This window comes from Pseudomonas sp. Root562 (assembly GCF_001427125.1).
Classification (GTDB): Bacteria; Pseudomonadota; Gammaproteobacteria; order Pseudomonadales; family Pseudomonadaceae; genus Aquipseudomonas.
The window spans coordinates 344,484-357,993 of record NZ_LMGK01000023.1 but is presented as its reverse complement, the minus strand read 5'-3'; the positions used below and the strand labels follow the sequence as shown (position 1 = coordinate 357,993).

The 13,510-nt window shown below is 54.2% G+C and carries 9 protein-coding genes and 1 pseudogene; 6 read left to right on the top strand and 4 right to left on the bottom strand.

Annotation, left to right across the window (positions count from 1 at the left end; translation table 11 throughout):
• Positions 1-45: 45 nt before the first annotated feature.
• Positions 46-274, top strand: a pseudogene (locus ASD60_RS28960) (acetolactate synthase large subunit); the annotation flags it as partial.
• 151 nt (positions 275-425) lie between these two features.
• Positions 426-908, top strand: coding sequence for a hypothetical protein (locus ASD60_RS21155; protein WP_056855873.1), 483 nt, complete (start codon positions 426-428; stop codon positions 906-908).
• Positions 909-1,357: 449 nt separating this feature from the next.
• Here ASD60_RS21155 and ASD60_RS21150 read toward each other — a convergent pair whose 3' ends face one another.
• Positions 1,358-2,914, bottom strand: coding sequence for a DUF5677 domain-containing protein (locus tag ASD60_RS21150; RefSeq protein WP_236708496.1), 1,557 nt, complete (start codon positions 2,912-2,914; stop codon positions 1,358-1,360).
• Complete coding sequence (locus tag ASD60_RS21145; protein ID WP_177336595.1) at positions 2,898-7,430, bottom strand: ATP-binding protein; 4,533 nt, start codon at positions 7,428-7,430, stop codon at positions 2,898-2,900. The genes ASD60_RS21150 and ASD60_RS21145 overlap by 17 nt, the downstream gene beginning before the upstream one ends.
• A gap of 667 nt (positions 7,431-8,097) precedes the next feature.
• Between ASD60_RS21145 and ASD60_RS21140 the strand changes: the two genes are divergently transcribed.
• Positions 8,098-8,964 (top strand): cupin domain-containing protein, encoded by an 867-nt coding sequence (locus tag ASD60_RS21140; RefSeq protein ID WP_056855871.1) that lies wholly within the window; start codon positions 8,098-8,100, stop codon positions 8,962-8,964.
• A 35-nt stretch (positions 8,965-8,999) separates the two neighbouring features.
• On the opposite strand, the gene ASD60_RS21135 is transcribed toward ASD60_RS21140, so the two are convergent.
• Both ASD60_RS21135 and ASD60_RS21130 read right to left on the bottom strand, forming a co-directional pair.
• Positions 9,000-9,500, bottom strand: coding sequence for a YkgB family protein (locus ASD60_RS21135; protein WP_056855870.1), 501 nt, complete (start codon positions 9,498-9,500; stop codon positions 9,000-9,002).
• A 243-nt stretch (positions 9,501-9,743) separates the two neighbouring features.
• Positions 9,744-10,292, bottom strand: coding sequence for a cysteine hydrolase family protein (locus tag ASD60_RS21130; protein WP_056855869.1), 549 nt, complete (start codon positions 10,290-10,292; stop codon positions 9,744-9,746).
• A gap of 101 nt (positions 10,293-10,393) precedes the next feature.
• On the opposite strand from ASD60_RS21130, the gene ASD60_RS21125 reads away from it, so the two are divergent.
• The 3 genes from ASD60_RS21125 (at position 10,394) to ASD60_RS21115 (ending at position 13,447) form a co-directional block, all read left to right on the top strand.
• Complete coding sequence (locus ASD60_RS21125; protein ID WP_056855868.1) at positions 10,394-11,386, top strand: GlxA family transcriptional regulator; 993 nt, start codon at positions 10,394-10,396, stop codon at positions 11,384-11,386.
• Between the two features lie 203 nt (positions 11,387-11,589).
• The gene (locus ASD60_RS21120) at positions 11,590-12,699 is read left to right on the top strand and encodes a DUF3182 family protein (protein ID WP_056855867.1); all 1,110 of its coding nucleotides are present in this window, start codon (positions 11,590-11,592) and stop codon (positions 12,697-12,699) included.
• Positions 12,689-13,447, top strand: a complete 759-nt coding sequence (locus ASD60_RS21115) for an alpha/beta hydrolase family protein (protein WP_056855866.1) — start codon at positions 12,689-12,691, stop codon at positions 13,445-13,447. Before ASD60_RS21120 ends, ASD60_RS21115 begins: the two co-directional genes overlap by 11 nt.
• The last annotated feature ends 63 nt before the right edge of the window (positions 13,448-13,510 follow it).

Sequence of the window (13,510 nt, the reverse complement as noted above, 5' to 3'; positions counted from 1 at the left end):
GGTGGGAATGCTCACCCTACAGGTCTTATTGGATCTCATATGCCCATGAGCTTTACCGACTTCGGCCTGGACTATGGCAACCCGGACTTCGCCAACTATGCCGTAGCCTACGGCGCCAATGGCCATCGCGTGGAAAGCGCCTAGGGCTTCCTGCCGCTGCTGGATCACTGCATCAACACCCCCAGCGTGCATGGTAGTTGGCGGCTCAGTGGATTGCAGAGAGAACGATCGCGTCCTCAACGGTGAGTTGCGGGAACGCGCGGTTGCGATCTAGTCGACGAATCGATCGATGGATTTAGGGGAGGGGGCTTCGCTAGCGTTCTAATGCAGTGGATGGATTGGGCTGACTCCGACCCTAAACGCTATATTTACATAAGTGGCTATCGAGAAATTGTAATTATTTAAAACTATGATGTGGGGACTTTATGGATATGAGAGTCAAGGAGTTTTTTGCCAAAAGCGAGATGCTCGATTACGCAGTCTTGCGGCCATTGTCGCATCTAAATGTATGCTGGGAATTGATTTGGGATGGCCAAAATTACGTAGATGAAGAAGATACATTTTCGGGTGTTTTGATTCGTCTGATAGACCGCATGTCTTCAGCTTCGCCTCCTAAAAAATATCATGAAAACGAAGACATTTTGGCAGAAAGCGTTGTTGCTTCTTTAGGTTGGGGAATAGAGAAAGTTGGAAGGCGTTGGGAGGGTGCTGATTATGTATCTATACTGGAGCAAGGCTCTATTGGTAACGCCGTTAACCAGGACGAGCTATTTTTAGCTACGACTGGCAGGGTTGTTGCTGCTATTAATCATGGGCAGCACAGGTTTGATGATATGGAGGAAGGGCATCAAACTATTCTCGCTGCTGCGTTATCAATATTAGTTTTCTGCGAAGTGGTTGAGCGATAGATCGCTACCATGTCTCATTCTTTTCATTGTAAATTTCGTCACTGAGGGCGGGGCTGGCGGAGTCGGTGCGAAAGTGTAAATAAAAGGTATTTGCTCAGGCAGTTGTTGTTAGTTTAAAGGCGCCAGCAAATAATTTTCTTTTATGTATATGATATTTTGCATGTTAATTTCTGTTGCACTTCGGTAGCTAGGCATAACCGTTCTGATCCGCAGCTTTTTCAGAACTCTAAATACTAGAAGCGAAGCCATTGATTTGGCTTCGCTTTTTTATTGGTTACAGATTTTTGTGGAGTAAGGGCTACATTTGTTTCTTGCCGTGGTTCATCTTCGCCAAGATTGGCGTCGGCGAGAAAGACGCAAACGTAATTTAGTGGCTGATTTGCCGGTATTTTTCGTCAAGTGCGACGGTCATTATGTAGCTTGTCGGAGTTCGTTCCTTACCCTTCGCCTCAAGCTGGCGCCACAGCATCTTCTGTATTTTCTTCTTCGTCTCCTGGCACATCCTCTAGAACGAAGCGAGCGTCGAAGCCTGGATAAGTGGTGTTCACGTCATCGAGTATGCAGTTCACCAGATGCAATGCGTCGTCTGTTGTGGGCTCCAACATGCGATGGAAAGGGAGTGGGAGGCGATGGAAGCGATGCAGAGGATTCAGGCAGTGAGTGAAGTTGGTGTCCCGCATTGCTCCCCATTGGCCGTGGACAAATCCGGAGGCCCAGCCGTAGTAGCGGTCATAGTCCTCTTTCGTGCCCGATTCCTCCGCCAGCCGTCGAAGGTCTTTCCCGCACCAGTGGCCCAGGTCAATTTCCACGTATTCCTGGAAGTAGTCTTCGTTCGCCAGCGCCTCGAGCGTCGCTTGGGTAACGAACCGAGGCCTTTGGCCCGACATTTCCTCGTGCTTCAGCAGTGCCAACTTGGCCTGGCCGGCACCGTATGAGCGAAACTTCTTCCACATCTCGTCGGTGCCGTTTCGAACAAGGTAGGCTAGGGATATCCGGCATTCTGTGAGCGAGCGGAGCAGTAGTCGGCCAGTGATCGCGGAGCTTAGTGGTCCCATGCTCATCTCGGCTAGGCAGGCCAGTGCATAGAACCCGAAGCCGAACACACCGTCGTGTTTGGGATTTAGTCCAGTAGTGCTAAGAGATTCATACCAGTGCTGGAGTAGAGCCTCTCGGACTTCAATGAGATGCCTTTGAATGTCCTCTGGATGGAACTCGCCCTCTCTTGAGTCGAGGGGGGCAGCCACGCAGGTGGTGTGCTGCAGAACGTACTCCCAAAATAGGTTCGGCCATGGATGGAGAACCGCGTCGGCAAAGGTCATTTCCATCGCGCGGATGGACGGCCTAACCGACCGCATATCCCCTCTGTAGGGGTAATCCGTGAGCTCGTACCACTCTTCCTCCGGCATGTGGATTTCGCCGAGCGCCATTCTGAAGAGAATGCTGACCCAACGGACATCCGTAGCTTCCTGCGATTGATGGTCAAAGGTGGTTTGAACAGCTTTTCCGAGAGTTTGCCAATCGTCTTCGTTAGGCTCAACTGCTAAGGCGGTTTTCCACCACTGATGTGCTGGTAGGCCTTCAAGCAGGAGCAAGGGACGCAGTGCCTGGGCCCCCGTATGTGACTGACGCACGATGCCAACAATTTCTTCTACGAGCTCTCGAGATTGGTCTTGGAGATCTGAGTGCCTAAGTGTCCATCCGCTGCCGTTCTCCTCCGGCGGCCTTCGGTAGCGCACGCCAATTGAGGCGATCTTCCGGAACAGCTCCAAAGCCGCTTCTCGAGGGACGACAGTGATGATGAGACAAGCCCAGAGCATTTCTGGTAGTCGGTCATTAGACCATGAAGCGAAGCTGATGCCCGGTATTTGCATGAATGGAGGCACCAGCGTCTTGCCTACCCTTTTATGCCCGGCAAGCGGCGTTGTATTTCGACAGCTACGATGCGTTTTTTTCTTCTTCTTCGACATGCGTGTGCCCAGTTTTTGATCGTCAGTCGTTGGGTTCATCAATAGGGGCGCTGACTGTCGGCACGAGGCCGGGACTTGATGAATCGCGCAGCTCACCCTTGTCGGTATCATCGTTCCAATGGTGCATTTGAGGTTTCCCCCTTTTCAGCCATACGAAGCCTTCAGAGCGACGCCAGGATGCGTGCGAATTACCACCTCCGGGCCAAGCACCACGTTCGGCAACAAACACCCAGACGCAAGAGAGACTGTCTTCCTTGAGGAATGCGTCGAAAATTTTTCCATCAATGAATGCGTGCGAACCATCATCTCGGCTTTTGCCGCTTACGAAGCAAGGCGTGCCTGCGCTGTCCAAATAGACGCTGGGGTTGTCAGCATCAACTTTGAGGCCAAGCCGGTGAGCTAACCAAGGTGCAGGTAGCAACGCTTGGGCTCCATCAGGCAACGAGGAGTCACAGTGCGATTCCCAGTAATACTGATAGCAGGGATAGGCGATCTCAACTTCGCCAATGTCGCGGAATTCCATCCGCGACCACTGCTCCTGATCCCACGTAGAACGCCACGGCGCCTCGAGTAAAAAAGCGGAGTTGGTGGCGCCCCGAGTTGACCAGTCGTTGACCTCAATGTCGTGCTTGGCAAGCAGGTATTCAATGAGTCTTTTCTCATCTTTCTGCCTAACGACTATTGGCAGAAGAAACCGCCACTCCTGTTTTCTGAGTCCGTGCTCACGTTTAGCTTTGTCCTTGTAGTATTCGGATACAGAGCGATGTTCATTGAGAACAACCCATTTGCGTCTTTCGGAATCCTCCCTGGCTATGAGGTTCTTCATGTTCACAGAGGGGTCTTCTCCGAAGGGCCATTTGCTCAGCTCGGCCTCAGAGGTGTCCCTCATGGAGATTTCATGCTTGGGGATCGAGAGCTTTGGAACGCGCCGAGCCTCGTCCGGAAGCAAAACGGTGGGATCGATGTCTCGATGGAATCCTATATCTAGCGGGCCTGAATACTGGCGAGAGCCATGGTAGGCCGACTCAGACATCCAATTATTGTCAGCAAGGCTGCACAGAAGCTCGTCGAGAGCTAGCCATTGGTACTTTTTGCCTATTCGCTCACCAGCGGGGCGCTCGCGACCATGTTGATGCCGGAAGCTTTGGTCATGAGGGAAGCGCTTGGTTGTCCAACCATAACCATAGGCGCGTTTCGCGACCCAGAACTGAGCAGCTTTGGCGTCTACGTGTGGCTGCCTGTCGTGGCGACCCGCTGAGGCATCAAAGCGCGGCTTATATTCCTTGGTGTATCTCCTCTTCTCAGCTGGGGTCAGTAGTAAGAAAAGCAGAGCTTCGCACCGCTTGAATAATGTCTTATATTCTTTGGATTCTTCAGCGTCTTTATGCCCTAGGAGCATTCTGAATGGATTGTCTCTGAAGGAGTGCATCATACGGAGAATCTCGGATCTCTCCTGGCAGTGATTGATCACATCTTCTTCAAAACGCTCATATAGCTCATCCGCCGAGAGCGGTTCAGGCTTCCTCAGCGAAATGTTCAGGAATGAACCGACCCGAGGTTGAATCTCATAGTTGGCGAAATCCCCAATCCATCCAGTACAGGAGTGACTGATTTGTGAATCACCAGCCTTTTCGACGACTTTTTTGAGAGAATCTTCCGTGACAGTGAGTCGAATTGGTTTCGTCCCGTACGGCGGACGGGCATGCTGGATGTCGATGCTAGTAGGTAGGCTCTCGTGGAATTTGGCAAGCTCGATAATTCCAAGTGCCGAGTCCCTAAGATGTATCGACAGAGGCACCACATCACGGTCAAACACGGATCGGTAGGCAACCTCTGCGAATATCGGCAACCGGTCTTTGCTTGGGTCTATACAGCAGGCACCGTAAGCGGCGGTGTGCAGGCGCTCAACGACGTAAAGGTCATCAACGGTCTGGAAGGCCTCACTCAGTTCTTTGTAGAGGCTCAGGTTGTGACGTAGCAACGAGGTGAGGGCCTTCGTTGCTTTGTCCCGAAGCTCCCTACATGTGCTAGAGGTGAACCAGGTGAGGGTAATAGCACAGAGGTACTGAATATTGGGGGCTGCATCCTCACTTTGTTCAAGTGCGCTCCAATCAATCAAGCGTCGGGTGATACTTCCCTCGTCAAGAGAGAGATCGTTGATCTGGCGAGTCCAGAATGAATCGCGCTCAGCTATCTTCATGCTGAGCAGCTTTTTGTGAGTGAACTGTGCGTTAAAAGGGTGGTCAGGGATCGTGCTGAGTTGAATAATGATGTCGAAGTAATTATTGAAATAGTTCTGGAGTGCTTCGTATATTTCGAAGGTTCGTTCCGTGAAGGCACTACTGTTGCGCCACTTCAGGCTCTCAATAAACGATTCGCGAACTTCATAATCGTTTGCCCAGGTATTGATGTCGCCAGGCAATAGATCTAGCAGTTCTCTATTGAAGCGCTCAGGCAGCTGTATGGAAAGAGCTTCAACCAGGCCAGTCCACTCCCAATCGAGTTGATCGCCATCATGAATAAAGCTGAGAGAGCCATTCTCAAGTGCTGCCGAAGGGTCTTGAACCTCTTTGAGTAGGGCATCAGCCATCAGATGATCCTGCAATCTCTGAAAGCTGAATCGGATGATGTCTTCTGGGTAATCAAATAGGTTGCCACCATCACTTTGTTGGCCTGGATCTACCCTGAACAGCCCATTGCGCTGAAGTACTTCAAGCCAGTTTGTGCCTGTTGGTGCAGGATGACCCTCAAATCGCTGCCCTACGATTTGTATGGCTTGGTTCTGAGGAACGTAGTCACGGCGTTTGTCCGCCATGTCCAAAGCTATTGCGCCCAGAGCTTGGATAGTAGGCGGTACTAAAGTCTCGGTGCCGTCCTGGCCTACCCCTAGATTTCGAGCGATGCTTTTTAGATAGAATATAAATACGTCTCTAGTTCCATTTAGCCCTAGTGGGAATGAGGTTTTTTTGTCTTTTTGAAGGGCGATACATGCACTTCTAAGAAAGAGCGGATTTACAAACTCCTCAGATAGCCAGGGGCTGTTTGGCTGAGATATTCCACGCTTGCTAAGATAAATTCGGGCTGCCCTTGCTTGCTCGCCAGCCGTCTCAAAGCCTCGGACTTCAAAAGAGGGCAACCTGTCAAGCACCGGCTCTGGGATTATATTCTTCATGTACTCAGTTCGGCAGCTGATTACCAGTACCAAGTTACGGTACTTTTCAACTTTAGTGATAAACTCTGCCAGCTCAGCATTCCAGAGCCTCCGGCCAGCCCCTTCATTTATGGCGTCGACTAACAGTAGGCCTCGTTTACCAGTAGCCTCGCACGCAGCGCTTAGAGTTTTAAGGAAGACGTCAGAGGTGATATCGCCCAGCTCTAGCCTTGACGTGATCTGTTTCCAGAGGTTGCCACCGCTAAGATGCTGCCCCAAGATCAATATCGCCCTTCTTCCCTCCGATACGGCCCGTTGCGCAATATTCCCCAATAGGTGAGATTTGCCTGTTCCCGCTCTGCCATATAAGAGGATCGTTCGTGAGTTCTCTCCGTCAAAATACTGGCCTCCGAGTAACGAGAGCAGAGAATCGACTTCACCGCCAATTCTGCCGAGTCTGTATTCTAAGTCGCTCGAATCTTGGTCATGCCCGTTTTTGGGTTTTTCTTTGGATGCGTCAGACTCCCATTTGGCATTCCACAACTGTGACAATTGCTTGCTGATTTCAGTGGCGGATTCTGTGCATTCTGCAATGGGCCATGGGCGCCACGGGTCTGTTGTTATGTCTAGCGCCAATTTCTCAAGGCTTTTAGCTGATTCGCGGATGTTAATGGCTATGGGGATTGCCTTTTCGCCTAGATTTCTCTCAACCTTTTCCAGGCTAATCGCGTCACAGAGCTTGGCTATTTGACTCCGGATCTCAGAAGCTACGCTTTCATCATGAAGCGCTGCTTTGAATAGCTTTTCGATTCGTACTTCAACGTGATCCTCGGGATGATAGCGCTCTTCCAAAGACTTAACTGATAGCTCAATCTTTTCTCTGAACCAACATTCCGAAAGCTCAACATCGCCAAACCAAAAATTACGAAGCCCTTCAGCGTTCGCTCGTATCAGCCGCTCAGTAATGGTAGAGGCTGGCCAGGGAACAAATTCTACTTGTTTCCCTTTAGGAGCAAGGCTTTCCCACTTAGCCTTGTGCGTTGCCCAATGCTCCCATCCGGTCATGCCTCCGCCTTTTCGACCTGTCTTATCAGTAAGGTCACATGGAATGGCAATGACATACTTTGTCAGAGAAGGATGAATCGTGAGAGCTTGTTTAACTGACTCGTCAATATTGGCCCAGTCAATCTCGCTGGACTTTAAATAGTATTTCGCTTGGTAGCCGATTTCGCTTGTGTCTTTGAGCAACCAGTAGGCCTCGATCCCGCCGTCTCCCCCTGCACCTTCAATTCGCCTGAATTCTGCGTAAGCGGCTGGCCGGTCAAGGTGTGCCAGCTGACAAATGAGCTCTTCGAAAGCGAGGCGCTGTCCTGATTCCATGCCCCTGATGCGTGAGTAATCCATGCGGGTATCCGTAGCAAAAACTGATTGATGGCACCTTGCTTTATTCGAGTGTAACCGTTCGGGCAGGTATCGACATGCTGGATTGGCACTTCCGGAATACGATGGGTTCCACCAGGTTTTGGACAACTACTGAACCTGTGCCGAGCTCTGCTGGCGGAGCTATTGAGTGCCGTTCGCCACCACAGCAGTAACCTGGTTAGTCCGTAAAGTATCGGAGGCTTGACCTCACTGTCGGCAGCTCTGCAGCGTCAGTAGGGAGTCACCTGACCCTCCGTTCGAGCTTGGCCGTGCGAATAGATGATTTGCCATGACAGCGGGTTTGAAATCGGTTTAGCTGACACGGCTTTACTGTGTGAGGGTGGTTGCTAAAACAAGCAAAATGTAAACAGCCCGCCCAGTTGCAGGGAGCTTATTTACATCCTTTCTTTTCAGAGATCGCTATTTTTGTCCAACCTCTTGATTTAAAAAGCGTATACGAGCTGTTTACGCTCTACACCTATACAGAACCGTTCTGATTCCTGCAAGCAGCAATAGAACCTGAAAAGCCCGGCTTCCGTATGGATGCCGGGCTTTTCGCATTTTCACCTGGGAAAATCCTGCGGGGGACAGGCCCGACCCAGGTGCGGTGGTATTCTGCTACAGGTGTAGAGCCTGTGAAGAATTGCCCATGGATCGCCTATCCACGTTGTTGTCACAGTTTGGCGTACGCGCAAATCTGTTTTACAGCGGCAAGCTGTGCGGAGTGTCTACCTATGAGGGTGCCGACCAACGCGGTCATATTCATCTGTTGCAGGCCGGCTCTGTCACGTTGAAAGTCCCTGGGCGGCGCGAAATGCTGTTAACGCGCCCAAGCCTGATTTTCCTGCCACGCCCCAGCCGTCACCAACTCATCGCCAGTGAGCCTGAGGGCGCTCAGCTGTTATGCGCGTCGATGGTGTTTGATGGCGGTGTCAGCAATCCTCTATGTGTTTCGCTTCCCGACCTGCTGGTGCTACCCCTGGATGAGTTGCCGCTGCTGGCGGACACCTTGAGATGGTTGTTCAGTGAAGCTGCGGATGGGCATTGTGGCAGGGAAGCGGTGCTTGATCGCTTGTTCGAACTGTTGATTATCCTGCTGTTGCGGCATTTGCTCGATCATCAGCAGTTGAGCACCGGCATGATGGCCGGATTGGCCGATGCGCGCCTGGCTCGTTCGCTGATACAGATGCACAACCAGCCCCAACGACCCTGGTCCGTGGCGGAGCTGGCGAACGAGTCGAACATGTCGCGCGCCGCGTATGCGCTGCATTTTCGTGCGGTCCTGGGACAAACCCCGCTGGATTATCTTTTGAGCTGGCGGATCAGTCTGGCGCAGAAGCGTTTGCGGGAGGGACGGCCGATAACGCTGATCGCCGACGAAGTGGGCTATGAAAGTCCTTCGGCGCTCGCCCGTGCCTTTCGCCGCAAGACCGGCAGCAGTCCACGGGACTGGATGAAATCACTGAGCGATGAGGGCATCTTTCTAGCGCAAGACGGCGATGACCTGAATGTATGAACTGATTCAGGCCATCGGTGGATGAGGTTGTCAGCTCAAGGGGTTTCCAATCGGGTCAGCGAATGGCCTGCCACGAACAGGGACGCGGCAAGCAAGCCGATGTCCTTGAGCAGGAACTGGCCTGGCGCGACGGTAATGGCCGGGAAACCAAGACCGGGCTCGACCACACCGGGCGTCGAGAACATAAAGCTCAACGTGGTGAAAAACAATCCGGCCGACAAAGCGCCCCCAATCAATGAAAGCTTTGGTGAGAACAGGCGGCCCGCAATCAGTACACCGATCGAAACCTCCAGGACACCCAGCAAACTGGAAAACAGATCGACGCTGAAAAGCTGATAGACCCAACCCAGCAAGGGACTGTTGCTCACCAGGGGGACCAGCCCCTGCGCTTCGTAGTGAGTGAATTTCATTCCGCCGAACCAGAAGTAGATTACGGCAAGAGCGAAATAGATACCGTAGGTCCCGATCGCCATGGTGGTGAGACCCAGGGATGTTTTTTTCTTCAGGCTGTCGGTGCTGATAGTCATGCTGTTCATTGTTCAGGCTTCCAGTGAGTTTTCTCGAAAGTGGCATGGGTGCAAGCAACAATCCCCCGCGGATGCGTTGGGAGTGAGGCCATTGTTAGCGTTGGCATGACTTTCCAGCGTTCTGGCGGTCTTGCGTTCGGTGCAGATCGTCCAGATTCACAGGCGATAAAAAGCCCATGGCATTTGCGGCCATGGGCTTTTGCATTTTTGTTGCCGGTCAGGTTCTGGCAAATGCCAGCATGACCGAAGTGCTTATCGGGCCAGGAACTCGTCGGTCGACACCACGCTGGCATAAGCAAAACCCAGTGCCGACATGAAGGCGGCATGCACATGGGCTGCCGGGACGGTGAGGCCATTGAACTCCAGATCGCGGGAGGCGCAGGCGTCATGGATCACCGTAACGCTGTAGCCCAGATCATTGGCCGCCCGGGTGATGCCATCGACGCACATGTGGCTCATGCTGCCGACGACCACCAGCTCCTTGATGCCTTGCTCGTCGAGGATCGACTGCAGCTCGGTTTCGCGGAACGAGTTGACGAAGTGCTTGAGCACCACCGGCTCATTGGCCTGGTTGAGGACTTTGGGGTGAAGCTTGGCGCCCTCGGAGTTCGGGGTGAAAAACGGCGCGTCTTCTGAGGTGAACTCGTGGCGAATGTGCACCACCGAATCACCGGCCTCGCGAAAAGCCTTGAGCAGGCGAACGGCGTTGTCGGCAGCGGCATCGGCGCCGACCAGCGGCCACTTGCCTTGGGGGAAGTAGTCGTTTTGGATATCGACTACGATGAGTGCTTGCTTGGCCATGACTGTTTCCTCGAAGTGCGGTTTGGTGTGGAATCAAGTATTGGCTTGTGCAGGCCTTCCGAGGATTGGCCGCACCGACAATTGAAAGGGGAAAACTGACAATGGACGCACAAAGGCCAATCGCCGAGCTGGGGGTGGTGATCTATCCCGGCGCGCAAATGGCGGCGGTGCACGGCTTGACGGACCTGTTCGGGGTGGCCAACCGGATTGCCGGGGAGCATCAGGCAGCGCATCTGCCGTTGTTGCGCGTCAGCCATTGGCAGGTCGAGGGTGACCGGGAACCGGTGCGGGTTTACGACAGCCATCCCGGCCCCGAGCACGCGTTAGTGGCGGTGCTGATTCCGCCGTCGATTGCCGGATTCTCCGAAGGCCAGGCGCCGCAAGGGCTGATTCAGTGGATTCGACAGCAGCACGCCAACGGAGCAACTCTGGGCGGCGTCTGTGTCGGCTCGATCCTGCTGGCTGAAAGTGGTCTGCTCGACGGTCGTAGCGCCACGACTCACTGGACTTCGTCCAAGACCTTTGCCGAGCGTTATCCGGCCATCAAACTCAAGGCCGACACGCCGATTGTCGACGATGGCGACTTGATCACCACTGCCGGATTGATGGCCTGGTCGGAACTGGGGTTGCGTCTGGTGGATCGTCTGCTGGGGCCAAGCATTGCCACCGGCACCGCGCGTTTTCTGGTGGTCGAACACAGCGACAGCGCCAGCGAGTGCGGCAGCAACTTTGCGCCGATCCTCAACCATGGCGATGGGGCGATACTCAAGGTCCAGCACTGGCTGCAAAGCACCGGGGCCACTGACGTTTCGCTCACGACGATGGCTGAGCGCGCAGGGTTGGAGGAGCGTACGTTTCTGCGCAGGTTTCGCGCGGCCACCGGGCTCAAGCCCACCGAGTACTGCCAGCACCTGCGTGTCGGCAAGGCACGGGAAATGCTCGAGTTCACCAATGGCACCATCGATCACATTGCCTGGACCGTGGGCTATCAGGACCCGGGGGCTTTCCGTTCGACGTTCAAGAAAATTACCGGGCTGGCGCCGAGTGATTACCGGACGCGGTTTGGGGTGACGCCAGCCGCTGCGAACCGATAATCACCACAACCTCCCTGCAGGAGCGTTTATTGATCGTGCAAATTGCATGGAGTGGATTTGCTGTCGTGCAGAATAAAGCAGGCGCCATGCCATCACCGCTTGCGTAAATGTTTGATTGAAAAAGCGTTTTCCCGCTACGCCGATTGGCCTGATCTCTGCACCTGCAAAGGCTACATTCTCAAGCGACGATTCAAGGGGGATGCATGACCCCGGCAAACCGCAAGAAACTGGTGGTCGCCCATTCGGTGCACCCTGATGCGCCGCAGCATGAAGTCGAAACCAACCGCGCGTTGGCCCGCTGGCTGGCGCAAATCCTTGGGCTCAAATTCGGTGGCAGCTTCGACCCGCAACAGCATGCCGGTCGAGACCTTTACTTGCTGCCAACCCAGACGCTGGTGGGTGCCGCGGCCGCTCGTCAACTGGGCATCAAGGGGCCGGAAGATTTGTGGGGCGGGTATGTCGAACATGACTTCATCTGCACCAAGGCGATCAGCCACGGCTTGTTGAACTACCACGCTCATGCGCCGAAAGGCTGGGCGCCGCTGTTTTCCGAGCGTGTGCGCAGTGTCGTGCTCGACGGTCTCAGCGTGTTCTCGTTCGCTGATGCACGGCCGGCGGCGGAGCATCTGCTCTACACCGGGCCAATACGTCTCAAGCCCATTCATGCTTGCGCCGGACGCGGTCAGGAAGTGATCAGCAGCCTCGATCAATTCGACGAGATACTCGCTCGCCCTGAAGCCAAAGCGTTGTTCAATGAGGGCGTAGTGCTGGAACAGGACCTGGACCAGGTGATCACCCACAGCGTCGGTCAGAGTTTCATCGGCAACACCGTGCTGAGTTACTGCGGTGATCAATACTTGACCGAAGACGCTCACGGCGAAGAGGTCTATGGTGGTTCCAACCTGCTGGTGGTGCAGGGTAATTACGACGATCTGTTGAAGCTGGACTTGCCGGAGGATGTGCAACTGGCGATCCACCAGGCGCAGGTGTTCGACAGGGCCGCTGATGAAGCCTATCCCGCTTTTTATGCCTCGCGGCGTAACTACGACATCGCCCAAGGGCTGGCCAGCGACGGCAAGCGGCGTAGCGGGGTGCTCGAACAATCCTGGCGCATGGGCGGTGCCAGTAGCGCCGAAGTGGCAGCGTTGCAGGCATTTCTCAATGATCCTGCAATGCGTGCGATCCGGGTGTCTTCGGTGGAAACCTACATCGATCAGGCGCTGCCCGCGGACGCCATCGAGGTGTACCGGGGACCGGCGCAAAACAGTGATTTTCTTCTCAAGTATGTAACGGTCAAATCCTATGACGGCTAGAAGCGAAAGCATTCAAATCGACATTGACGACGAACAGATGAGCGGGACGTTCCTCAGTCCCAAATCCAAGGTCCCCGGCGTGTTATTTGTACACGGCTGGGGCGGCAGTCAGGAGCGAGACCTGGAACGGGCCAAAGGTATTGCCGGCCTGGGGTGTGTCTGCCTGACATTCGATCTTCGCGGACACACCGGAGGCACGGGTATTCCACTGTCACGGGTGACTCGCGAAGATAATCTGCGTGACCTGTTGGCAGCTTACGATCGCTTGCTGGCGCACCCGGCACTCGATACCTCGGCCATTGCCGTGGTGGGCACCAGTTACGGCGGTTACCTGGCCTCGATCCTGACGTCGTTGCGCCCTGTGCGCTGGCTGGCGTTGCGGGTGCCGGCGCTGTATCGCGACGATAAATGGCACACGCCAAAGCGTGACCTGGACAAGCTCGACCTGCGCGATTACCGCAGCACGCTGGTGCGTGCCGACAGCAATCGCGCCTTGCACGCCTGCTCGGAATTCACCGGAGATGTTCTGCTGGTGGAATCGGAGACCGATGCCTATGTACCTCACGCAACCATCATGAGCTACCGCGCGGCGTGCCAGCAGACGCACTCGTTGACGCACCGGATTATCGACGGTGCCGATCACGCATTGAGCAATCCGGTTTCACAGCAGGCTTACTCCTCGATCCTCGTGGACTGGATCACGGAAATGGTGGTGGGTGAGCGTTTGAGCATTATTCAGTCCAAGTGATTGGTGGTGTTCTTTAAGGCGCCATCGAAGGCGCCATCGCGGGCAAGCCCGCGATGGCGTCAG